The organism is Bacillus sp. JK62, from assembly GCF_053663455.1.
Genome location: NZ_JBSJQA010000001.1, coordinates 871,468 through 895,277, shown reverse-complemented (window position 1 = coordinate 895,277; position 23,810 = coordinate 871,468). Strand labels below are relative to the sequence as shown.

The window sequence follows — 23,810 nt, the reverse complement described above, 5'->3', positions numbered from 1 at the left end:
CGTTATTTTGTAACAACATTGACTACCATATTTTTCGGGCAAAAGGGGAATCATTATGAAAAAATTGGTCTTGATCGGCGGGGGTTACGGAAACATGAGGGTGCTGCACCGCTTACTGCCGAACCAGCTTCCGTCAGATATATCCATCACGCTGATTGACAGAAACCCGTATCACTGCTTAAAAACAGAATATTATGCGCTCGCAGCCGGCACGATTTCTGATCATCATATCAGGGTGTCTTTTCCTGAGCATCCGAATCTGGATGTTCAATACGGTGAGGTGGCTTCCGTCGACACGAAAAACAAACAGGTTCTGTTTCATGACCGCGAACCGATTTCTTACGATGACGCGGTGATCGGACTGGGCTGCGAGGATAAGTATCATAACGTGCCCGGCGCGCTGGAACATACTTACAGCATTCAGACCATTGATCAGTCACGCGAAGCCTATCAAAAGCTGAACAACCTCGGCGCCAATGCATCTGTCGCTATCGTCGGAGCGGGATTAAGCGGCGTGGAGCTTGCCAGTGAATTAAGAGAGAGCCGTGACGACCTGAAGATTATGTTATTTGACCGGGGCGACCTGATTTTATCAAGCTTTCCGAAAAGACTCAGCAAGTACGTTCAGAAATGGTTTGAAGAACACGGCGTCACCATTATCAATAATGCGAATATTACAAAAGTGGAAGACGGCATCGTTTATAATCATGATGAAGGAATACCGGCCGATGCCATCGTGTGGACGGCGGGAATTCAGCCGAATAAAGCCGTCAGAGAACTGGATGCTGAAAAAGACCCGCAAGGCCGCATCGTTTTAACACCGCATCACAACCTTCCGGGCGATGAGCATGTTTACGTCGTCGGTGATTGCGCGAGCCTGCCGCATGCGCCGAGCGCCCAGCTGGCCGAAGCGCAGGCGGAACAAATTGTGCAGATCCTCCTGAAACGCTGGAACAACGAAGAGCTGCCGGAAACAATGCCGCAATTTAAGCTGAAAGGCGTTCTCGGTTCACTCGGAAAAAAAGCGGGCTTCGGTCTTGTCAACGACCGTCCGCTCATCGGGCGTGTGCCCCGTTTATTAAAATCAGGCCTTTTATGGATGTACAAGCATCATAACGGCTGATAAGAAAAAAGCCGCTGATTGCGATCAGCGGCCATTTTTAAGAGCCCGCAACATAGCCGCGCTTTTCCATTTCTTCATATATATCTTTTAAATGCGGATTCCCTTCCCCCACAATGACATCCTCCACCAGCACGAGCGGATAGAAAAATTCATCGTTTCTGATGCGCTCCGCAAGCTCTTCTGTCTCCTTTTGCTGAGGCGGTGCGTCAATATCAATATACTGCATGTTAAAAGGCTGCTCCGGGTATTTCCGTTTCAGCGCCGCCTCCAGCCATTCAAACGTATCTTTGGCGCTCGGCATATTCACGCAGCTTGCGCAAAGCGTTTCAGCGCCGTAAACACTGAGCGTAACCGGCTTTGTCATGTATATCATCCCCTTTACACCAGTATACAAAGGACGGGGCAGCTTTTGTATAAAAAACGGTTTTTATGTTCAAGTTTAAATATGCTATAATGGAGAAAGCAGCTTTGCAAACCAAACATTAGATTTTTACCGTTACTGTGAATATAATGGTTTTATGTATATGAAAGGAGCGAATCTCATGACTGAGGTTGAAATGAAAGAGCAAGTACAGGAAGTATTGGATAAATTACGTCCGTTTCTGCTTCGTGACGGCGGTGACTGTGAGCTTGTTGATGTAGACGAAGGCATTGTAAAGCTTCGCCTCCTTGGCGCATGCGGCAGCTGCCCAAGTTCAACGATTACGCTGAAAGCCGGAATTGAACGCGCCCTTCTTGAAGAAGTACCGGGTGTCGTTGAAGTAGAACAAGTATTTTAATCATAAAACCAGGCTGCATGACAGCCTGGTTTTTTTATTTTTACAAATAGTCATCAAACCATGAACAAATATAACGGATGCGTTTCATCCGCTGTTCGGGATGGCCGCTTCTCGACAGCTCATGCGTAGCTTTCGGAAATCGGATGAACGACGTCGTTTTGTTCAGTTTCTTCAACGCGGTAAAGAGCTGCTCCGCCTGCTCTATCGGACAGCGGTCATCGCGCTCACCGTGCAGGATCAAAAGCGGCGTCGAAACGCGGGATACATATTTTACAGGAGAACGATCCCACAGCTTATCCGCTTCCTCAAACAAATTATGTTCGAGCTGCCAGTCGGTAAAAAAGAAGCCGATATCGCTGACACCGTGGAAGCTGTACCAATTTGAAATGGAGCGCTGCGTGACGGCTGCTTTAAAACGGCCTGTCTGTCCGACAACCCAATTCGTCATAAACCCCCCGTAGCTTCCGCCCGTAACACCGAGACGGCCGCTGTCAATAAACGGATACGCCTGAACGGCTTCATCCACCGCCTGCATGACATCACGGTAATCTCCGCCTCCGTAATCACCCCTGACACGATTGACAAAATCCTGCCCGTAGCCGTGGCTTCCTCTCGGGTTGACATACACGACAGCATATCCTTGTGCGGCCAGCACTTGGAATTCGTGAAAATACGTATGGCCGTACATCATGTGAGGCCCGCCGTGTATGTATAGAATGAGGGGATATGTTTGACCCTCTTCAAAAACGGTGGGCTTTAAAAACCAGCCGTTTACCGTCAGCCCGTCCTTTGTTTCATATTGCAGCTTTTCCGGCACGGATATGATACGCTCCTCTATAAATCGATCATTGTCAAATGTCAATTGCTTTTCTTCCCCATTTTCAAGTGAAATGCTGTAAAGCTCGGAAGGCTGTGCGGGTTTGGCAATGACAGCGATACAGCTTTTCTGATGGGGATGAAAAGCAAAACCGTTCACGTATTCTTCTTCTAATCGGATCGGATATACGAGGCCGTCAATCGAGATATAATAAATACCGGTGCTTCCCTGCTCGCTCCCGAGAACGTAAAAACCCTGCCCGTCGTTTGTCCATACCGGCCGGGGCGTCACTCCTCCTATGATTGAATCCGCAATCAGCGCATCGCTCAAATGAACATCCAGCATGTCGGTCAGGCAGGACAGCCGCTCAGTTTTCACGTCGTACAGCCACGCTTTCTCTAAAGTCGCATTGCGAAATTCATTCTCATGGCCCAGCATCGCGATATAAGAACCGTCCGGTGAAAACACGCAGGAACCGAAAGAACCGCGGTGCGGCGTAATCTGCTTCAGGCTTCCGTCCGCCAGATTCATCAGATAGACATCGCTCGGCTTTCCGGCGTCACCCGGCTCGCATAAATTGGCGGTAAACGCAAGCTGCCTGCCATCCGGTGAAAAGGCCGCGCCATAATGATCCGCTTCATGATCCGTCAGCTGCTGAATCTCACCCGTTTCAAGATGAATCAGCACAAGCTGGGCCCAGCTTCCGTTCAGCAGGCCTTTCCCGTCACGTTTATATGTTAATGACTGAATCTCAACCGGCTCATACTCGTCATGCTTCTTTTTTTCTTTCTCCTCGGCGCGCTCCGCTGATGTCAGACTGACGGACACAAGCACGGATCTGCCGTCGGGCGCCCATATCGGATCTGATACGCCCCAAGGAATATCGGCCGCCTGTTCCGCCTCTCCGCCGGCAGCGTCGATGATGTACAGCTGAGGGATGCCGTCCTCCCTGTCAGAAACAAAGGCGAGGCGCCGTCCGTCAGGCGACCACCGCGGACTTGTATTTTTATCGTCCCCGAAAGTCCACGGGTTTGAGATGCCGGATTCTGTGTCATATACCATAATGGCTGAGGAATAGGAATCCCGCTTATGATTGACTGTTGTCCGGACGTAAGCGGCTCTTCTGCCGTCAGGGGCATATTGCGGGTCTGTCACGGATACGAGAGACGCAATGTCCTCCTCGGTTATGAGTTTTTTCAAATCGTTTCTCCTCCTTTTCTTTTTTATTTCGCTTCCCTAAATAAAAATCCTTCTCCAGAAAAAGAAAGCGTCCTTCTCTGATGGGAAGAACGCTTTTTTATCATTATACACTTTTCACCTGTTCTAAAGGATTCCGTTCAATTACGCTTCCTTCTGACGGGACAGTAAGCGCCGCAATCTCACAGTGAGGGAAATGCTCAGAAAGCTGCTTTCTCAGCTCTTCTCCCTTTCCTTTTTCAATCAGGACAAGAATCGTCGGTCCCGCTCCGCTCAGCGCCGTTCCGTAAGCGCCTTTCATTTCGGCCGCATGTTCCACCTTTGAAAGCTCAGGAACAAGCATGGCACGGTACGGCTGATGGAGGATGTCTTTTCTCATCATTTTCCCGGCGAGCGCCCAGTCATTTGACATGATCGCAGCAACGAGAAGGTTGCTGACGGCGCTTGCTTTAACGGCGCGTCGGTACGGCAGCTCTTTCGGGAGCACATCTCTTGCGTCCCTGGTCAGAACTTCGTAAAACGGAATCACTGCCACAACGTCGATATCCGCTTCGGCAACACGCACGATATGTGTTTCATCTTCTTCGTGAAGGCCGATTACAAGCCCTCCTGCAAGGGAAGCAGCGGCATTATCAGGGTGTCCCTCTTCAAGACTGGCTAAGTGCAGCTTGTCGCTTTCCGACAGCTGCAGGCCGCATAACTCATCCGCAAGCTCAATGGCGGCGACGATAGCGGCCGCGCTGCTTCCGAGACCCCGCGCAAGGGGGATGTCACTCCATACTTTGACATGGGCGGGCGGCAGCTCTTTCTGATAGCGGTCAGCCGTCCGTTTGGCGACTTGGTAGATGAGGTTGTCCGTTCCTTGAGGGATGCCCGCGACAGTTTCGGTTTCCGCCGAGAACTGCCATTCATCGTTTCGGAAAACGGAAAGCTTCAAATATCTGCTGAGCGCCATCCCGATGGAATCAAACCCAGGCCCTAAGTTGGCAGTGCTTCCCGGAACCGTAATGGAAAACAGCATCTCCGCCTCATTCATACACGCGCCGCTCCATTTAAGTATTCCAGAATACTGTCCTCATCTGTCGGCAGCGTGATCGGTTTTATGTCAGATACGTCCACAGCCGTGTTCGGATCTTTCAGGCCGTTTCCGGTCAAGACTGCGACAACCTTGCTTCCTTTTGGAATTTCACCGGATTTCACCTGTTTTAAAACACCGGCGATGGATGCACAGGAGCCCGGCTCGGCAAATACGCCTTCTTCACGGGCAATCAGCTGATAAGCGTGAAGGATTTCTCCATCTGTGACTTCATCAATTTTTCCGGCTGACTCTTCCGCTGCAAGCACAGCTTTGTCCCAGCTGGCAGGGTTCCCGATCCGGATTGCCGTCGCAACGGTTTCTGGATTTTTAATGACCTCGCCGCGGACGATGGCCGCAGAACCTTCCGCCTCAAAACCGCGCATCTTCGGAAGTCCGGTGCCGTTTTTCTCATGATATTCTTTGAATCCTTTCCAGTAGGCCGTGATATTCCCGGCGTTTCCTACCGGGATCGCCAGAATGTCCGGCGCTTCGCCGAGCTGTTCGCATACTTCAAAGGCCGCTGTTTTTTGCCCTTCAATCCGGTAAGGGTTTACTGAATTCACTAATGCAATCGGTGATTTTTCACAAATCGACCGGACGATGGCCAGCGCGTCGTCAAAGTTTCCGTCAATCGCGATGATTTCCGCACCGTACATGACGGCTTGCGCAAGCTTTCCGAAGGCGATTTTCCCGTCCGGGATGATGACGATGCATTTCATGCCTGCTCTCGCCGCGTATGCCGCAGCCGCAGCGGATGTGTTGCCTGTTGAGGCGCACATGATGGTATCATTGCCTTCTTCTTTCGCTTTGGCGACCGCCATGACCATGCCGCGGTCTTTAAAAGATCCCGTCGGATTAACGCCCTCTGTTTTCACATGCAGTTCAATTCCGAGCTTTTCAGAAAGCTTCGGGAGGTGAATCAGCGGCGTGTTGCCTTCATGCAATGTCAGGGCCGGCGTCCGATCCGTCACCGGCAGAAATTCTTTATATTGATGGATGAGTCCTTTCCACATTAGCTCCAACCGTTCCCTTCTACACGATATGTGCTTTTTACTTCTTGTACAACTTCGAGATCATTTAAGTTTTGCAGAATGTCACTGAAATCTTCTTCCGATGTATGATGCGTGACGATAACGATTTCCGCGAGATCCTCATGGCCTTTGATCGGCAGCTGCAGAATTTTTTCAAAGCTGACGCCGCGCTCTGAGAAGGCTGATGTGATTTTTGAAAAAGAGCCGACCTGGTCTTTGACATGAATTCTTAAAAACTGCTGGGCGTAGATATCAGACGGCTGCTTCAGATTTCTTTCAAACTGCGGGGCGACAAAGCTGTTTCCGTTTACGCCGAGACGCATGTTTTTCATGACCGCGACCAGATCGGAAACGACTGATGTCGCAGTCGGCATGCTTCCGGCTCCGGGGCCGTAAAACATCGTTTCGCCTACCGCTTCTCCGTACACGTAAACGGCATTAAACTCGTTATGCACCGCAGAGAGCGGATGATGATCCGGGAGCAGTGTCGGCTGAACGCTGACTTCGATTTTATTGTCATCACGCTGGGCGATGCCGATCAGCTTCATCGTATAGCCGAGCCGTTTGCTGAAGCTGATGTCTTCATCCGTAATCCGGGAAATTCCTTTTACTTTGACATCGTCCAGATCGACGTTCATAGAGAAGCCGAGACGGGCTAAAATCGCCATCTTGCGTGCGGCATCGAGTCCTTCTACATCGGCGGTCGGGTCCGCTTCCGCGAATCCGAGATCCTGCGCTTCCTTCAGCACTTCTTCATACGGGCTTTTTTCTTTAATCATTTTCGTTAAGATGAAGTTCGTCGTTCCGTTGACGATTCCCATCATTTTTGTGATCCGGTCAGAGGAAAGGCCTTCTTCGAGCGTGCGTAAAATCGGGATTCCGCCGGCGACACTCGCTTCATAATACAAGTCACAGCCATTTTCCTTTGCGGCGGCTAAAAGCTCTGACCCGTATACGGCGATCAGATCTTTATTTGCGGTCACAACATGTTTTTTCGCTTTCAAGGCATCAAGAAGATATTGCTTCGTCTGTTCGACACCGCCGATGACTTCAATAATCACGTCGACCTCAGGGTCATCGATCACATCATAGACTTCTGTCGTCAGCACTTCTTTCGGCAGGTCTGCGTCTCGTTTTTTATCAATATCTTTAACCAGCACTTTTTTGATCGTCACCGGACAGCCGACCTGGTGCATAAGCTTATCCTGATGATCTTGTATAATTTTGACGACTCCGCTTCCCACGGTTCCCAGTCCTAACAGTCCAATACGAATCGCTTCCAAAGAGAAACTCCACCTTTCTTCCTTTTGTCCACTAGAAAAGGACAATTGTTAACCCTTCACAGACATTTAAGTTACAAATATTATATAAGCCCGCATTTGTTTTGACAAGCGGCTGAATATTGTTTCTGCGGCTATGAAAACGCTTAACACACTGATATGACAAGATTCCTTATTTTCTAAATATTTTTACGTCATATTTTCTTACGAACTGATTCCTTTTCCGAGCCACGCCACAGGCGGGACAAAAACCTGCGCCGCTCTGACATTCAGCATGTCGTGACATGTCTGCAAAAACTGTTCATAGCGGGTGCAGTCGGCAAGAATGTAGTCAAGCTGCTCTTCGTAAAACTGTTTTTCAGAATCATGAGAAATGTAATAGCTCTCCACCGTCTCAAAGAAATGAAGCGGAAACAGCAGGCGGCTGTAAAACAGGCGCTTGGAAAAGGAGGATAACGGCGTAACTTGCTCATATTCCTGCAAAAACAAAAACCCTTCGTTAAGCAAGTCGTCACGATGATACAAATATGTGCTGCGCATATATTCCGCAATATCACGGGCGGCATGGTCGAATACCCAATCGCCCGGGATGCGGATCAATGATTCCTCCGACCAGGTATCCCGTTCCATCCGCTGATGGCAGATTGTCCCCGAGTCTTCTGCGCCGGGATTGTCATCCAGCTCCGTATCCACTAAATATTGAATCGCATTTTCCGCTAAGCCTGAATAATAAGGAAATGCTTCGATCATTTTCTTTTCGAACGGTTCGAGCGGAGACATATGAATTTTCTGCATCCAGAATGATTCCAGCTGATCCACCCGTTTTCCCCATAAGTCCTTCCATTGGCCGATCCTGCCCGCTTCTTTCACTTCGTACGGAAAACCCCGCCCTTTTCTGTGAAATTCGGCAAGCTCCCCTCCGACAGAAAACGACCGGTTTGCGACGGGGATCGGCGCTTTTAAGAGCGCATACGTTTTGCCTTCGTCCTCAAAGGTCAGTTCTCCTTCCTTCGTAAAGATAAACACTGAAACGTATGGGTCACTTTGTTCTTGTAAATACTGACTCATGTAGTAAAGCTCCGTCAGCTCTGATTGCGAAAATCCGGAAACGGGAATAATAAGAAAGAAGGAATTAGGCGTCTGGAAGCATTGGTATTTCTGATAAACGGAAAGCTGTCTGACGTGGATGCCGTACTTTTCTTTAATGATGCTTTTCATCATAATCACCTGCCTGAAAAATTAGAGCTATTCACATCGTAGTCATACGCCGGCGGAATTATGAATACATATTGTAATCCTTTGAATCAAGTGGAGAAACATCGTACACATCGGAAGGGTGTTGTATAAACTAGTAAAAAAAGATTGGGTGAAGCAAATGTCAGAAAAGGAACAACTGAATCAGGTGGAAGCTGTCGCCAGAGCGCGTTTAAAAGAACGGGGGGTTGAGACGGACGATATTGCCGAGCTGGTATATTTCCTTCAGAAAAAATATCATCCTGATTTGACGATGGAAGTATGCAGGCTCAATGTGGACCGTGTCATCGCAAAACGCGAGGTGCAAAACGCCATTTTAACGGGAATAGAATTAGATGTGCTCGCCGAACAAAAAAAGCTGTCTGAACCGCTTCAGACCATTCTGGCGATTGATGAAAGCCTGTATGGGGTTGACGAGGTGCTCGCCTTCTCTATCGTGAATATATACGGCTCAATCGGCTTTACGAATTACGGCTACATTGACAAAGAAAAACCCGGCATTCTCGGGCGTTTAAATGATAAATCTACGGGCGAATGCCATACGTTTCTTGATGATATCGTCGGCGCAATCGCAGCAGCGGCTTCAAGCCGGCTTGCCCACAGCGCCAGAAATACAGAATAAGGACGGCCGTCATGGCCGTCCCTTTTTTATAGATGTTCAATCCATTCGGTTAAAGAGTCAATCGCATATGTCGGTTTCCGGTCGTAATCTGCCATATGCTCACGCTTTGTCACTCCGGTATGAACCAGCAGCGTATCCATGCCCGCATTGATGCCGGCCATAATATCCGTTGCATAGTTATCGCCGACCATGAGTGTTTCGGAAATATCCGTTCCGAGCACACGCATCGCCTGTTCCATAATAATCGATTCAGGCTTGCCGATAAAGACAGGCTCAACGCCCGTTGACACCGTCAAAACGGATGTGAGCGAACCGTTCCCTGGTAAAAGCCCTCTTTCAGTCGGAATGGCGACGTCGCCGTTTGTTGAAATGAACCGGGCGCCGTTTCTGATCGCAAGGCATCCCGTTGCCAACTTTTCATATGTAATGCCGCGGTCGATTCCCACAACGACAAAGTCCGCGTTTTCTTCTCCGAAGCTCAGCCCATTTTCTTCAATAGCCTGACGGATGCCTTCTTCGCCGATCACATACACCGACGCGTCTTTTTTCTGCTGGGCGATATGCTGCGCAGTCGCCATGCTCGTCGTGAAGACCTGCTCTTCAGTTGCCGGAATGTCAAAGCTCATCAGCTTGTCCGCCACCTGCTTCGGCGTCCGGGAAGAATTGTTCGTCACGAATAAATACGGAATGCCGCGCGCTTTAAGCGTTCTCACGAATTCACACGCTTCTTCGATTTTTTCCGTCCCGTTGTACATTGTGCCGTCCAAATCTATCAAATATCCTTTATAATCCTTCATACTCAACACTCCTGTGGATTTTCTCACTCGTTGTTATTTAAATGCGGAAACAGGCCCTAATTCTGTTTCCAGGTAGGTTCTTACACGGGCCGGAAAGGCTTTCAGCACATCCCTGTTTGACGTGATCAGCGTAAACAGTTCCTGATGATCGGCTTGCTGATATTCCTGAACAAGCCGCTTTCTGGAAGAGATCAGCTGCTTGAGCTTATTCGCTTCATCCTCAGCTACCACCTTTTCATCCGTCAGAATATCCATGATGTCGTCATAACTCCCCGGATCGCGCATGATAAAGCCGTCAATCATATCATTTCCGACATCGAGAATGCATTCGATCATAAGATGGCTGATCCGCTCAAGCGCCCTTTTTTCGATTTCGCTCTGCCATGCAGGCGTGCTGTCAAACAGCGCCAGCTGGGTCTCAAAAAAACGGAGTGTTTGTTCGATATTATTTCTGTCAACAAAATACACGTGACAGCATCCCCTTCTGCATCAATTATTTTCTGATTCGTTTTAAAACAAAATACGCGCAGCCGAAATTGCAGTATTCATAAATGTATTCGTCCAATGTGCTGATTTTCGTTTCAAAGGTTGCTTTTTGATTCTGGTCATCAAAGAAGCCTTTGAGCCGCAGCTGACTGTATCCCCAGTCTCCCACAATGTAATCATATTTATTTAATATGTCCGAATAGCGGGCTTTGAACGCTTCTTCATTAAAGCCGTTTTTAAAATCGTGTACGAGTTCAAACTCGGCATTTTGAATAAGAATCATGTCTTCACCTCTTTTATCACTCTTTACTATCATAATTCATTGACTTCTGTCCATCAATTGCAAAATGAGACGGTTCTGACGGACGGAAAAATTTTCCCCTTTTATATCCAGTGTAGCGGTTCTGACGATCCTTATTCAAGAATGACTTTTTCCCTGCACAGACGGCTCCATCACAAAAAACCCAAAACCTGCGGCGTTTTGGGTTTTTTCGGCTTATCTTATGCTTGGGCCTGGCGTTTTTTAGACGCTTCGTTCACTTGTTCATCCGCATGGTAGGAAGAACGGACAAGCGGGCCTGCTTCACAGTGGCTGAAGCCTTTTTGCATCGCGATTTCTTTCAGTTCGGCAAATTCGTCCGGATGATAATATTTTTGGACTTTTAAATGTTTTTTCGACGGCTGCAGGTATTGGCCGATCGCCATGATGTCGACATTGTTCGCAAGCAGGTCGTCCATCACTTCAATAATTTCTTCCTTCGTTTCGCCGAGACCGATCATAATGCTTGATTTCGTCGGGATGTCAGGCTGCATTTCTTTCGCACGGCGCAAGAATTCCAAAGAACGGTCATATGTTGCACGGGCGCGGACTCTCGGTGTCAGGCGGCGCACGGTTTCAATGTTGTGGTTCAGAATATCAGGACGGGTATCCATTAATGTTTTCAGGTTGTCGTAATTTCCGCCCATATCGGATGGCAGCACTTCAATTGTCGTGAACGGGCTTTTTCTGCGGATCGCCCGGACAGTTTCCGCAAAGACGCCTGCTCCGCCGTCTTTCTGATCATCACGCGCCACGGCCGTGATGACGGCGTGTTTTAAGTTCATCAGTGCAACCGAATCAGCTACGCGTTCCGGTTCCTGCAGATCCAGCTCAGTCGGCAGACCCGTTTTGACAGCGCAGAAGCGGCATGCTCTCGTACAGACGGAACCGAGAATCATGAACGTCGCCGTACGTCTGACAGCCCAGCATTCATGGATGTTCGGGCATTTTGCTTCTTCACATACGGTATGCAGATTATTTTCACGCATTAATTTTTTCAGACCCGTATAGTTTTCATTCGTGTTCAGCTTTATTTTGAGCCATTCCGGCTTTCTCAGATGCTCGTCTTTCTTTGCCATTTCCCCATCATCTCCATTATCCCTTTATTCATGTTCGTGTGCGAAAAATTTCTATTTCACGATGGATATAAAACTTGCAGATTTCTATTCAATAGTCACTTTAACATAGGAAAAATTTCTCGACAAGGGAAGAGAATTACTTACATTTTCTCGGATTGTTGCCGCAAACTATTTGTATTAATCCTGAAAGGAGATCATGTTGTGAAAGTTCTGTTATCTGCTCTTCTCCTTTTATCATTTTTCTGTCCGGCTGCAAGCGGGAAAGAACAATCGGCTCCTGTTTACGGCGAACGGATGCAGTTGTACCGCAAAGCCGAAGCAGTCACGCAGATTCCTTGGTATGTACTTGCGGCGGTTGATCAATATGAAGAAAATGTCCGCTCGAACCGAAAGGATCTGCCGGAAAAAGCGGGAATCATCAGCATTTATATTCCGGATCATTTGTGGAGCGGGCCTGAAAATCCAAATCCTAAGGACGAGGCGCCCCTCAGCATTAAAGTATTTGACGGGATCGGCCTGGACGGCGACGGCGACGGAAAAGCCGAGGTCAGCAATGATGAGGATATCCTTTATACATTTGCACAGTATTTAGCGGGATTCGGAACGGATCTTGACCATATCCGCATCGGCCTCTGGAATTATTACCGCCGTGATCAGACGGTCGGCATTATCACCGAATTCATGACACTGTTTAAAACGTTCGGCCGCCTTGATCTCGGAGAGCACGCTTTTCCGCTTCCCGTGAAGACGGATTACAGCTACCGCAGCACATGGGGCGCCGCACGGGGTTTCGGCGGGCGCCGGATTCACGAAGGAACGGATCTGTTCGCCCATTACGGGCTCCCCGTCAGATCGACCTGCTACGGTATTGTTGAAATGAAGGGCTGGAACCGTTTCGGCGGCTGGAGAATCGGCATCAGGGATATCAATAACACGTATCACTACTTCGCTCACCTGAACGGCTTTGCAAAAGGTGTGCATAAAGGCCAGATCGTCAAACCCGGAGAGGTGATCGGCTCTGTCGGCAGTTCCGGATACGGACCGCCGGGCACCGCGGGAAAATTTCCGCCGCATCTTCACTACGGGATGTATAAAGATAACGGCAGATCGGAATGGTCTTTTGACCCGTATCCCCATTTAAGGGCATGGGAGCGAAAAGAAATCCGCAGGAAAAAGTAAACACACAGCCGCCAGGAAAGATTGCGGCTGTGTGTTTTTATTTATCTTTCTTCTGTTTTTCATTCGGCAGCTGAATGGAAGGCGTCACACCTGATCCGCCGCTTCCGTTATAAAACTGCGGCACCTCTCCTTGAATCGCTTTAATGGAGACCGGAATATTATTTGTCACGACTGATGTTTTACTGGCAAACGGGATAATAACCTTTACCTTAATTTCCACAAAAATACTGATATCGATCAGGGCATTGTTAATGCCGTACGGCTTTATTTTTGTTTTCACATCAGTTAACGCATCACCGATCAGGTTAAAGCGCACGGGGATTTTCGGCCCCAGATTTCCGAGAATGCTGTTTCCCGTGACCTGCCCTAAAGGGATGTTAATCATAATTTCATCGGCCGTTTTGGCGCCTTTTTCCGTTTCATGCTGCTTATTGTTCGACTCCGCTTCCTTCAAATGAGCCTGAAGCTGCTTTGTCACTTTCGCCTTCATACTGTTGACCATTTGTGTATTAAAATCCATCGTTGTGACTTTTCCGTTTTCATCCGTTTTCATATCGACCATATCTTTCACATTGTCGCTGTGAGACATGTATTCTTCAATGGATTCCGTAATGACCTCTGTCGCCACCCGTTTGGTTTCCATTTCTCCTATGTTCATCAGCACCGGTTTGATTGAGGAGTTGATCATCCAGAGGCTGATGACCGTCGATATGATAAAAAAAGCAAACGACAGAAGAAGCACATATCGAAAAGGCAAAGGCCCTCTCTTGCGAAGAGCGCTCCGGTATCTAGGCAAGAAAAATCCCCCCTTACATATCACAATGTATGCTTGTAAGGGGGGACATAGTATTTTATTTTTACTCTTAAAAAGTCAAGCTTACCTTCACTCAAATGAGATGGAACGGCGGGCAGCTATTTGACATTACGGCTGCCGCGCGAGCTCCCAGGCGAGCAGATCTCTTAAAAACTCCGGCATAAAGTATTGTTTTTCTTTTGAATCGCGGATGTAAGGGAACAGCTTGCCGAGTGTAAACATGTCGAGAACGGCAACCGAGTATATCCGCTCCGGATCCACCTCTTCTCCGTTCACTTTCACATTGAGGAGATGCGTCACACCGTCTTCAAGAATGCCGGCCTCTGCCTCCGCTCCGGCATATACCATCCTGCCCATCACTTCCCCGCGGAAGCCGAGGCCTTTAATCCGCAGCTGCTCCATTTGTTCCGAGGCGGCCTGGCTGATTGTTTCCTGGAGTTCCCTGCCTGAAAGACGAACGGCGACCGGATTGATCGGATGAGGGCAGATGCGGTGCAAGTCAAGCTTTGTGACAGGCCCCTTCTGTAAAGGCCCCAAAATGACGCCTGAATTCACCATGCTGACTTCACAGCCGCACCAGCTTTTCAGCGCTTCGGCTAATAGAAGCGGGAGCGGCGATTCCTCAAACCACTTCACGCCGGCTTCTTCATTCAGATTGGCGACTTGTACGGAGAGCAGGTTTTCCGCTTCCCGTTCTTTCTCTTTCAGAAAAGCCGCCGTATCTTCAGATTCCCCGTGCCAATCAGCCATTTTCTGTACAGATGCCTGTTTGCTGACAATGGTTCGTGATTCACTTTCTATCGTGAGCTCGACACAGCCGACATAGTTCCCGTATTTCTCCGCACATGCAAGCAATACGCCGTTTATGTCCTGTCCGTCCTCAAGAAGGTGGTGCGTATGTGATTCAAGAATGACATCGATATCGGGAAATTTTTCCGCTGCGGCCCGGTCATCGATCAGGCCTAAATGAGAAAGCAGAATGATGATGTCCGCTTTGCCCTTGATATCGTCAAGTGATTCTTGAATGCTTTTTTCCGCATCCGTCACTGTCCAGCCGAGTTTCTGATAGACGGGATAATACGGCACCGTGACGCCGAGTATGCCGGCGGTCATCCCGTTTTTCAGCGTTTTGATCACGTAGGGCTCGGCCCATTCCGGGCGCTGTCCGTCCGCGTCAAACAGGTTGGACACAATGACGGGAAACGCGGCATGAGTATATAAACCCGCCAGCTCATCGTGAGGCAGCGTAATTCCTTCATTATTCCCGACGGCAGCCGCATCGATCTCAAGCCGGTTTAACAAGTCGACATTCGCTTTGCCGAAGGTCGCTTCCGTTATCATTTGAAATCGGTCCATATGATCGCCGATGTCGAATACGAGTGTTTCCTCCCCGTTTTTTTCATGCTCTTTTCTCTTCTGCTCAATATAATGTACGATTTTCGGCCAATTTTCGAAATGGCTGTGCAAATCATTCGTATGATATAAAAGGAGCTTCTCTAACATACCATCTCTCCTACCTTTTAGCTGAATATCCCTTGATAAATCAATTCACAGCCGATCAAAATCAAGACGACCCGCATGAAAAGCACGATCGTTTTCGTCTGCACCCGCTTATTGACCCACGCGCCCATTTTGCCGCCGAACCACGCGCCCGGAACGAGGCACAGCGCATACAGCCAATTGACATGGCCTTCTGCGATATGTGACACGGAACCCGTCACGGAGGATAAGAAAATAATGAGCATTGACGTCGCCACAGCCACTTTCGGCGGGAACAAAAATAACAGCATCATGGCCGGAACCATAAGAGAGCCGCCGCCGATGCCGAAAAGACCGCCCAATAAACCGACGAAAAAGGCAATGGCGATACCGGTAAAAATACGGTACGAATATGTATAAAGCTCACCCGATTCATCCTCATAAGTCCGGATCATGCCTTTATGCGCTTTATTGACCGGTTTTGCTTTCGCCTTCAGCATTAATGTAATAGAAATCAAAATCATAAAAAGTCCGAACCAGACGGAAAACGTATGCGCATTAAAAAGTTTAGACAAATACGCGCCGATGATGCTTCCCGGGCCGGAACCGATAAAAAAGATCAGTCCGCTTTTGTAGTCAACGGTTTTATATTTCATATAGGCCAGAGTTGATGACAGGCCCGTAAAAATAATCACCAAAAGGGACGTGCCGATGGCAGTCTGCGGTGTTACGTCATGGAAAAACGGGGTCATCGTGCTTAAATAGAGCATCGCCGGCACGATGATAATTCCTCCCCCAAGCCCGATCAGGCTGCCGACCGTTCCCGCGATAAATCCCAATATGATCAAAATAAGATAAGACATGTGTCTTGAAACCTCTTTTCTAGCTGAATAGGTCGAGCTGCTTCGGAGCAAGCCCGGTATATGAGATATCTAACATTTCAAGCATCTCAAGCCCGTTATCGGCGGCGTCTCCGCCTGAGTTATTGTTGAAGAGCACATACAGATTGCGCGACTGCTTTTTCAGCTCCTGAAGATTGTTTTTCCAATCTTTGAGCTCCTGTTTGTTATAGCGGTATAAATATCTGACCTCACGCCAGTTTTGTCCGCCGTCAGGTTTGATCCAGCCCTGCTTGTTCCGTCCGTGAAAACGGACAAGCGTTTTTTCTTCATCCGTTGCTTTCAGGACGGTCGGAATGCTGCCCTCGCCGATCTGCGGCTCGTCACATATGCTGTGAATCCAGCCTTCCTCCTTCATAAAGGAAAGGGTCTGCTCGTAAAATGGCGGGGAAAACCAAGACCGGTTGCGGAATTCAAGCGCGCACGGGATATCCCCCATCTGCTGCCTGCACCATCTTAAATATGCGACGTTTTCTTTCTTGCAGTCAAACCACGGCGGGAATTGGAACAGCACCATGGCAAGCTTTCCATGCTCTATATACGGCGATAATGACAGCTTAAACGCCTCAAACATTTCTTCCTTCGATTCAAAGGGAATATCGCCGCGCTGATGACCCGTCATTCCTTGATATGCCTTAATGACGAATTGAAAAGATTCCGGCGTCTCTTTGACCCATCTTTCGTTATTGCGGGCGGGCTGTATGGCGTAAAAGCTCGCGTCCAGCTCAACGATGGGAAAATGGGAGGAATACGCCTGCAGTTTTTGCGGGCCCGCTGTTTTAAGCGGATAGATGCTGTCATGATCCCCCCACCCCGTCAGTCCGATATAAATCACAATCCTTCACCTCTCATTCTAGTTTATCACAGGTGCGTTTCCATGTTTTTTCTGAATGCACTTTTCAGGTAATGGTACTGATGTTCATTGGTGTCCGAAAATGCCTCATCTCTGGAAGAAAGAATATGCTGATAGACGATCGGCTCTGAAAACTGACCGCTCGTGAAATCATATATCTCCCCGTCTATTCGATTATAAAAATGCCAGCTTGTACCGGTTTTTGTTTTGAGAATGTCACCGCCGTAAACATCTTGGATGACTAAAGCCGTCACGCCGCACTGGCCTTTGGCCGGGCAATCTTCCGTCCATTTTGTACTAGTCTTGCGCGACCAGGATGCCGTTAATATGTTCAAGATTTGATTATACAATGTGTTTTACTCCTTTTTATAAAAAGATACCACGAGACCCGCTTTCCAAACGACAAAAAAGAGCCGATTCTCATCAGAGAATCGGCTCTTTTATTTCAGAAGGCTTCAGGAATGTTCCGAAAGCCCCGCTCTGCTTCCCACCGCCATCCTGATACACACAGCGTCCCTTGCTGTAGGTCGCAGCGATTCGGTATGGAAAGGTGCGGCCTTCATACAAGCTTTGCTTATGTTTGGAAAACATCGTTTCTTTTGTGACGGTAAAAGGTTCCGGCCGGACAATGGCAAAATCAGCGTCAAATCCTTCTTCAAGCCGGCCTTTATTCGTTAAACCGAAGCGCTTGGCAGGTGCTTCGGCCGTCCATCGGGCCACATGTTCAAACGGAATCCCATGATCGATCGCTAATTGAATCATGCCGAGAAGCGTAAATTGGCCTCCGCTGATCCCGCCCCACGACAGGAACATATTATCCTCGCGTTTCAAAGACGGATGACAGGGAGAATGATCCGAAGACACCATATCAATCAGGCCCTCAGCCAAAACCCCGATCAATTCCTCTTTATCAGCCTCTGAGCGGAGCGGCGGAGCGCATTTGGCGGCCGCCCCTTTTTTGAGGAAGTCTTCAAAGCTGAATAATAAGTAGTGCGGACACGTTTCAACGGTGACATCCAATCCGTCTTTTTTCGCCTGCTGAATGGAGAGCACGGCCCGTTTCGTGCTGATATGTACAAAATGAAGCGCGCATCCCGTCGCTCTTGCATATTCAATTGCCCGCTGCACAGCCTCGCATTCGGCTTCTTCCGGACGGGAGGAAGCGTAAGCGCGGGCATCAATTTTCCCTTGGAGCGCGTACTCGGCTTCAAGGAATCGGGTGAGGGCGTCGCTTTCTGCGTGCAGGGCCAAAATCTTGCCGCACGCCGCGATTTCCTTCATTCCCTTTAAAAGAGTCCGTTCATCGGCTGATTGAAATTCATCCGTTCCCGATTTAGACAGAAACGCTTTAAACCCGATTGCTCCCGCTTCTGCCATCGGCCGGATATGTTCGGTATACCCGGGCATCAAACCGCCCCAAAGCGCAAAATCAACCGCTGACTTCCGTTCGGCGATTTCCGCCTTTGCCAGCAGGTTTTCAGCAGTTACCGTCGAAGGAATGCAGTTAAGCGGCATGTCAAAATATGCCGTACAGCCGCCGGCAGCAAGCATGTTTGAGCCGGTTTCAATGCCTCCCCATTCTTCGCGTCCGGGTTCATTGAAATGCACGTGACAATCGACCGCGCCCGGAAACACATACATGCCGTCTGCCTGCACCACTTGGTCCGCGTTTTCGTCAATGCCGGGCTCGATCAATGCGATTTTCCCGTCCTTGACGGCGATATCGGCCCGCTCTGTCCCGCCTTTTCGCACAGCTTTCGCACCCTTTACAATTACGTCATAGGCCATTTTATCTTCCTCCCTGTAAGGATGACGATTTTCTGTCAGTTTTTATCACAACATGCGTCTATGATTGCCAGTTTACTGCTACTATGATCGTAATACATCAGCAAAACCGCTATAATTTTTGATGATTTTTATTCATATTAACTAATGGTTGTCTTTAGAACCTGAAAGGAGATTGACTGATGAACATTTATGATGTGATGAAGATTCCCGCTTATGAGCGGGCGGCATTAATCGCAGGCAGATCCGGCGGCTGGAGGGAGGTGCAGCACGTCAACATGATGGATGCGCCGGACATCGCTGATTTTTTACATAAAAATGAACTGCTCGTCACGACGGCTTACCACTTGAAGGACCGCCCGCAGCTGTTGATAGATTTGATCCGCCTCATGGCAAAACGGGGCTGCGCGGGACTGGGGATCAAAACGAAGCGCTATCTTAATGTCATTCCGAAAGATGCCGCGGAGCTTGCCGACCGGTATGAATTTCCGATTATTGAGCTGCCGGAAGACATCAGGCTGGGAGATATCGTCAACGCTACACTGAGCCATATTCTTGATATGCGTTCAAATGAGCTGCAGCAGGCCATTTACGCCCATAAAAAATTTACAAACCACATCATGAGCGGCAAAGGGCTGCAATCCCTGCTTAAGAAGCTCTCAGACATTCTCCGGCTTCCCGTGCTGCTTTTGGATCAGCATACAAAACTCTTATCATCGTCCCACAGCATACCCATTGACACGTCTTTATTGAAAAACATCTGTTATTCCCTTTCCGGTCCTTATTTCACCTGCTTTTCCATGCTCTCCGACAGAAAGGCGTATTCTGTCCTGCCGATTCTGAATGTTGAAAAAAACTGCGGTTATCTGGTGATTCCGGAGCTGGTGCAGACCGCTGATAAAGGCATGATTTTGACAATTGAACAGGCGGCCAACGTCATTTCCTTTGAACTGCTGAAAGAAAATGCCGTCAAACAATTCGGCAGACGGGCGCGCAATGAATTTTTCAGCAATTTCATCGACCGCTCGTTTACCGGCCATGAAGAAATCAAAAGCCGTGCCAAAGAATTCCGGCTCCGCTGGGATCAGAAATACATGTGCATTTGCGGAAAACTCGACCGAAATGAGAAAACGATCAGCTTTACCGAAAATCAGCTCGTTTCCGATCATGTATTTGATCTGCTTGAAGGGGAGCTGTCATCCTTTCCGTTTCCCCCTCATCTCTTTATTAAAGGAAATGTCGGTATTCTTTTAATTGAAGCGACAGACAGCTGGAATGAAATGCACGCGTCTGTCATCAGCTTTTTGGAGCAGTTTCAGAAACAGGTCCGGACGCAGTTTAAACGGACTGTTTCCTTCGGCATCTCAAACATATGCCAAAAGCTGATCGATGTCCCTGACGCTTTTACTGAAGCTTCAGACGCCATTTCATCCGGGCATTTGTCCAGAAGCGCGGAGTTTATTCAAATCTATCATGCCAAAGACGTGCCGGAACTGCTCCGCCTGCTTCCGGCGGAAGATGTGAAGAAGTTTTACGAAGCCACCCTCCAAAGCCTGGCCGATCGGCAAAAGGAGGACCAGAGCCTGCTTCATACACTGTCTGTTTACCTGGAGACCCACTGCCAGATTTCAGAAACAGCTAAGCGCCTGTACGTCCATCGAAATACGGTGATCTATCGTTTAGAAAAATGCGAGGAACTGCTCGGCAAAAGCTTAAAAGATCCGGAGACGACGATGCGCCTGCGGCTCGCGCTGAGAATGCAGCGGCTGATCGGTTAAAATTTAGCCATAGACCAGGATGCGGGTGTTCTCCCGCATCTTATTTAAGGGGGATTCATTCAGCTAAATCCTCAAAAAATGCTGCCATCAAAATCCTGACGAGTATCCTTTCAGGAAGCCGTGAGCGGCCTTCTCAATTTCTGCAGCTGTCATGAAATCCTCGTGAGCATCCACTGTGTCCGGCTCATAAACGATACCGTAAACAAGTTTTTGTGCGTCTGCTTCTTTCGCAAGGATCTTCACTTACCTCTCTTCCTCAAAATAAATAAGTATCATCTCAAACGATGATACTTAAATTAGTATTTTATCTAACTGTTTGGATTCCTCCAGGAGTGAGTTGACTAGCCGAAACTACAGCTGAACCAGCTATACAGTTTCCGCCAATAGACAAAGGAAATACTATAGTAACAAATTCTTGACCTGCTGGTGTATACTCAGACCTGTGTATAAACACACGTGTACCAGCAGTAAGCAACCGTCCATTTGGCAAAGTTAGATTAAAAAGGAGAGTGTGAAATTGACCAATTAAACCTTCAAAAGCACGACTTTCCCCAAAATATGGGTAATAATAATTTGGATACATTGAACATTTACCTCTTTCCTATATAATGAATTCACCTTACAATAATTGTATATTCCATATATTGAAAATTCGTGTGTGGAACAAAAGGCTCATTTCCTACGTATACAGCCGCCTATACGTCTGAGGTGTCACGTCTCGTTCCCATGATTTCTTCCCAATTCCTGTTCATCTGCCTTTGTAGAAGGACTTAACACTTTTTTAAGCTGCTGTTTCGTGTCAGCAGATAAAACGTCTCTCATCTTCATCTTTCTTTCATTTCTCCTTGCCGAATAAGCACCGCCTTACGCTATTCGCTTTTATTTATTTGCGGCCCGCCGCTTTATTCCTCAGAAGGTAAGCAAAGAAAATGAAGAGCCGGTTTAAAAAGACTTTCCTTGCAATGAGATTTCACTGCTTGTGTTCCCCGTGACTATCGCGCACAATACTGCATACTTCAGTCGCCCTCCCGAGAAGGCACTTTCATTGTTTAAATTTTGATACGCAGAAATGACCTCCTCCTAAAGGAAAGAGGAAATGCTCTTTTCCTTTTTCACGCGGAGTTTTGGCTACGCTGATACATTCTCCGTTCACAGCGGAAAAAATCTCTCCAAAAAAGGAGGGGCGCTTCCCCTCCGTGAACCGTAATAAAGCTTCGTGTGTTGACTAATGGCTGTCTGGATAATGGTCTCACTGTCATCTTGGAAAGATCACTTACTTCTATAAGTCTTTCTTTTTAACAGAAACCGCAGATATAGCAACAGAAATAACTATCCGCTCCGCTTCTTATGCACTCTCTGTAACATGGAGAATTATAAAAAGGAGGGCGCGCGGAAACATAGGGAGAGCTCCCTGAATGAGTCAATTGATGGGCCCATGGATAATAATTAAATTCTTGCCGCTGATACAAATGGAATGACGGGTAATAATACAACATTTTCAACTCCTTTTCCGTACACCATATTGTACTTACCGACACCCTTTTTAGATGATTGTCTCTTGCATAATTGTGTGTTGGCCTAATTGCGGGTTTTAATCTGCAAAATTCGTGCAGGAGAACCATCACAACATCTTCCATGAGAGGTTTTATAAGATAACCTCTCCTTGTTGTCACCAATCGCCCCTTTCTGAACAGTTCGTATTATTTCAATGACCCGGTTTATCAGAATGCTCTCCCCCCTGCATACGGAACAACTGGTTCGATATGATTTTCCCTCTATGCGCATCCCTGCAATTTCAGAGATGCAGACCGCCGCAGAATAAACGACAATCAACAAAAAGCCTCCGGATACCCGGAGGCTTTTGATTCTTATCCTTGCTGCGTGAACGGCCGGGTCTGTGTCTTTTTGCCCCAGCCAAGCGCGGCCAGAAAACTGATGGCGAGAATGGCCGCTCCCAGCATATACGGAAATTCCATATTTACATCAAAGAGAAAACCGGCGGCTGACGGTCCGGCGATATTCGCTAAGCTGATGAATGAGGTGTTCATCCCGCCGGCAAACCCCTGCTGGTCACCGGCGAGCTTCGACAGCATCGTATTAACGGCCGGCCGGAGCAGCGATGTCAGCGTCAGGAAAAAGATTGCCGCGGCAAAAACGGCCCAATATGAACCCGCAAACCGGCACCACACAAGTCCTGCAGCAGCCCCGATCAACGTCACGTTAATGACGCGCTTTTCCCCGAACCTGCGGACGAGATAACTGACGCCGACCGCCTGCACAAACACGCCGATGAGACCCGCAGCCGTAATAATAAAGGCAATATCAGAGGCTTTAAATCCGTGTTTATGGTCAACGTAAAGGCCGAAAACGGATTCAAAGTTCATAATTCCGAAGTTCAGCACAAAAACCAGAATCAGCATAAACGCGAACGGCGATTTGAGCGCGCGTGACATTTGCTTAAACAGATGCTCACGTTTTTCCGTTTTTGCCCGGGCTTCCAGCTGCTTTTCACGTCCAAGCGTTTCGGGCAGAAAGAAAAATGAAAGCACCGTTGAAAAGCAGGCGAGACTTGCGGACACGATAAACGGCACAGACATGCCGTAATGAACCAAATAGCCGCCGACACCGGGTCCGATGACGACACCGAGCGTCATCGCCGCGCTGAACAGCCCCATTCCTTTCCCGCGTTCTTCCTCGGTCGTAATATCCGCAATGTAAGCGAACATTGACGGCATTAAAAACGCCGCGCCCATTCCGCCCAAAAGGCGGGATGCGAACAATTGCCACAGGCTTCCGGCAAAGGCGAAGATCAATTGTGACACGGCAAAGGCGGCAATGCCGAAAATAATCAGTTTCCGCCGTCCGTATTTGTCGGTTATTTCCCCGGCAATAGGCGCAAATAAAAGCTGTGTAAGCCCCGCCGCCGCAACAAGCAGACCCATCGTGCTCCCCGTCGCTCCGAATTCGGTAATATATGCGGGCATAATCGGAATAATCAATCCGATCCCAAGCATCGCAATAAACATATTCAGCATTAAAATTGACAATCGCCCCATGTACGCCATGATTTCTTACCTTCTCCCCAGACAAACAGATGATCATTCCATATTTGTCATTTTTTATACCATTCAGTATAACGGGGAAAAGGGAAAAAAGTCCAG

The 23,810-nt window shown here is 48.3% G+C and carries 23 protein-coding genes and 1 pseudogene; 5 read left to right on the top strand and 19 right to left on the bottom strand.

Annotated elements, in window-relative coordinates:
* Positions 1-55 precede the first annotated feature (55 nt).
* A complete protein-coding gene (locus ACWJJ4_RS04475) occupies positions 56-1,123 on the top strand; it encodes an NAD(P)/FAD-dependent oxidoreductase (RefSeq protein WP_454021467.1) in 1,068 nt (355 codons plus the stop codon).
* 37 nt (positions 1,124-1,160) lie between these two features.
* Here ACWJJ4_RS04475 and ACWJJ4_RS04470 read toward each other — a convergent pair whose 3' ends face one another.
* Positions 1,161-1,487 (bottom strand): YuzD family protein, encoded by a 327-nt coding sequence (locus ACWJJ4_RS04470; RefSeq protein ID WP_173612837.1) that lies wholly within the window; start codon positions 1,485-1,487, stop codon positions 1,161-1,163.
* Positions 1,488-1,566: 79 nt separating this feature from the next.
* Between ACWJJ4_RS04470 and ACWJJ4_RS04465 the strand changes: the two genes are divergently transcribed.
* Complete coding sequence (locus ACWJJ4_RS04465; RefSeq protein ID WP_169510385.1) at positions 1,567-1,902, top strand: NifU family protein; 336 nt, start codon at positions 1,567-1,569, stop codon at positions 1,900-1,902.
* 40 nt (positions 1,903-1,942) lie between these two features.
* Here the strand turns inward: ACWJJ4_RS04465 and ACWJJ4_RS04460 are convergent, their stop codons facing one another.
* The 5 genes from ACWJJ4_RS04460 to yutH all read right to left on the bottom strand — a co-directional run bounded on the left by ACWJJ4_RS04460 (position 1,943) and on the right by yutH (position 8,526).
* Positions 1,943-3,919, bottom strand: a complete 1,977-nt coding sequence (locus tag ACWJJ4_RS04460; protein ID WP_454021466.1) for a S9 family peptidase — start codon at positions 3,917-3,919, stop codon at positions 1,943-1,945.
* Between the two features lie 103 nt (positions 3,920-4,022).
* A complete protein-coding gene (gene thrB, locus ACWJJ4_RS04455) occupies positions 4,023-4,952 on the bottom strand; it encodes a homoserine kinase (RefSeq protein WP_003151940.1) in 930 nt (309 codons plus the stop codon).
* The gene (gene thrC / locus ACWJJ4_RS04450; RefSeq protein ID WP_015387765.1) at positions 4,949-6,007 is read right to left on the bottom strand and encodes a threonine synthase; all 1,059 of its coding nucleotides are present in this window, start codon (positions 6,005-6,007) and stop codon (positions 4,949-4,951) included. The genes thrB and thrC overlap by 4 nt, the downstream gene beginning before the upstream one ends.
* Positions 6,007-7,308 carry a homoserine dehydrogenase gene (locus ACWJJ4_RS04445; protein WP_326375015.1) on the bottom strand — a complete coding sequence of 434 codons (1,302 nt, stop codon included), beginning with the start codon at positions 7,306-7,308 and terminating at the stop codon, positions 6,007-6,009. Before ACWJJ4_RS04445 ends, thrC begins: the two co-directional genes overlap by 1 nt.
* A 201-nt stretch (positions 7,309-7,509) precedes the next feature.
* A complete protein-coding gene (gene yutH / locus ACWJJ4_RS04440; protein ID WP_156735736.1) occupies positions 7,510-8,526 on the bottom strand; it encodes a spore coat putative kinase YutH in 1,017 nt (338 codons plus the stop codon).
* A 154-nt stretch (positions 8,527-8,680) separates the two neighbouring features.
* Here yutH and ACWJJ4_RS04435 point away from each other — a divergent pair, with 154 nt between their 5' ends.
* A complete protein-coding gene (locus ACWJJ4_RS04435) occupies positions 8,681-9,181 on the top strand; it encodes a phosphatidylglycerophosphatase A family protein (protein WP_003151934.1) in 501 nt (166 codons plus the stop codon).
* A gap of 26 nt (positions 9,182-9,207) precedes the next feature.
* Here ACWJJ4_RS04435 and ACWJJ4_RS04430 read toward each other — a convergent pair whose 3' ends face one another.
* From ACWJJ4_RS04430 to lipA, 4 genes are all read right to left on the bottom strand, one after another.
* Positions 9,208-9,978: a TIGR01457 family HAD-type hydrolase gene (locus tag ACWJJ4_RS04430; protein WP_003151932.1), complete on the bottom strand. Its 771-nt coding sequence runs from the start codon at positions 9,976-9,978 to the stop codon at positions 9,208-9,210.
* Between the two features lie 33 nt (positions 9,979-10,011).
* On the bottom strand, positions 10,012-10,446 hold the full coding sequence (locus ACWJJ4_RS04425) for a DUF86 domain-containing protein (RefSeq protein WP_003151930.1): 435 nt from the start codon (positions 10,444-10,446) through the stop codon (positions 10,012-10,014).
* Positions 10,447-10,471: 25 nt separating this feature from the next.
* Positions 10,472-10,747, bottom strand: coding sequence for a YutD family protein (locus ACWJJ4_RS04420; protein ID WP_003151928.1), 276 nt, complete (start codon positions 10,745-10,747; stop codon positions 10,472-10,474).
* Positions 10,748-10,965: 218 nt separating this feature from the next.
* Positions 10,966-11,862, bottom strand: a complete 897-nt coding sequence (gene lipA / locus ACWJJ4_RS04415; RefSeq protein WP_003151923.1) for a lipoyl synthase — start codon at positions 11,860-11,862, stop codon at positions 10,966-10,968.
* A 201-nt stretch (positions 11,863-12,063) separates the two neighbouring features.
* Here lipA and lytH point away from each other — a divergent pair, with 201 nt between their 5' ends.
* Complete coding sequence (gene lytH, locus ACWJJ4_RS04410; RefSeq protein ID WP_003151918.1) at positions 12,064-13,041, top strand: L-Ala--D-Glu endopeptidase; 978 nt, start codon at positions 12,064-12,066, stop codon at positions 13,039-13,041.
* A 37-nt stretch (positions 13,042-13,078) separates the two neighbouring features.
* Here lytH and yunB read toward each other — a convergent pair whose 3' ends face one another.
* From yunB to ACWJJ4_RS04380, 6 genes are all read right to left on the bottom strand, one after another.
* Complete coding sequence (yunB, locus tag ACWJJ4_RS04405; protein WP_039253993.1) at positions 13,079-13,837, bottom strand: sporulation protein YunB; 759 nt, start codon at positions 13,835-13,837, stop codon at positions 13,079-13,081.
* 126 nt (positions 13,838-13,963) lie between these two features.
* A complete protein-coding gene (locus ACWJJ4_RS04400) occupies positions 13,964-15,358 on the bottom strand; it encodes a bifunctional metallophosphatase/5'-nucleotidase (RefSeq protein ID WP_326375016.1) in 1,395 nt (464 codons plus the stop codon).
* 17 nt (positions 15,359-15,375) lie between these two features.
* Positions 15,376-16,197 (bottom strand): sulfite exporter TauE/SafE family protein, encoded by an 822-nt coding sequence (locus tag ACWJJ4_RS04395; RefSeq protein WP_003151913.1) that lies wholly within the window; start codon positions 16,195-16,197, stop codon positions 15,376-15,378.
* 19 nt (positions 16,198-16,216) lie between these two features.
* Complete coding sequence (locus ACWJJ4_RS04390; protein WP_326375017.1) at positions 16,217-17,068, bottom strand: DUF72 domain-containing protein; 852 nt, start codon at positions 17,066-17,068, stop codon at positions 16,217-16,219.
* 26 nt (positions 17,069-17,094) lie between these two features.
* On the bottom strand, positions 17,095-17,436 hold the full coding sequence (locus ACWJJ4_RS04385) for a YunG family protein (RefSeq protein WP_070082315.1): 342 nt from the start codon (positions 17,434-17,436) through the stop codon (positions 17,095-17,097).
* Between the two features lie 73 nt (positions 17,437-17,509).
* Positions 17,510-18,874 carry an allantoinase gene (locus tag ACWJJ4_RS04380; RefSeq protein WP_454021465.1) on the bottom strand — a complete coding sequence of 455 codons (1,365 nt, stop codon included), beginning with the start codon at positions 18,872-18,874 and terminating at the stop codon, positions 17,510-17,512.
* Between the two features lie 179 nt (positions 18,875-19,053).
* Between ACWJJ4_RS04380 and ACWJJ4_RS04375 the strand changes: the two genes are divergently transcribed.
* On the top strand, positions 19,054-20,649 hold the full coding sequence (locus tag ACWJJ4_RS04375; RefSeq protein ID WP_204529920.1) for a PucR family transcriptional regulator: 1,596 nt from the start codon (positions 19,054-19,056) through the stop codon (positions 20,647-20,649).
* A 108-nt stretch (positions 20,650-20,757) separates the two neighbouring features.
* On the opposite strand, the pseudogene ACWJJ4_RS04370 reads toward ACWJJ4_RS04375, so the two are convergent.
* The 3 genes and pseudogenes from ACWJJ4_RS04370 to ACWJJ4_RS04360 all read right to left on the bottom strand — a co-directional run.
* Positions 20,758-20,892, bottom strand: a pseudogene (locus ACWJJ4_RS04370) (XkdF-like putative serine protease domain-containing protein); the annotation flags it as partial.
* Positions 20,893-20,953: 61 nt separating this feature from the next.
* Complete coding sequence (locus ACWJJ4_RS04365; protein WP_077722787.1) at positions 20,954-21,232, bottom strand: hypothetical protein; 279 nt, start codon at positions 21,230-21,232, stop codon at positions 20,954-20,956.
* A gap of 1,285 nt (positions 21,233-22,517) precedes the next feature.
* On the bottom strand, positions 22,518-23,714 hold the full coding sequence (locus ACWJJ4_RS04360; RefSeq protein ID WP_007410110.1) for an MFS transporter: 1,197 nt from the start codon (positions 23,712-23,714) through the stop codon (positions 22,518-22,520).
* Positions 23,715-23,810: the final 96 nt, after the last annotated feature.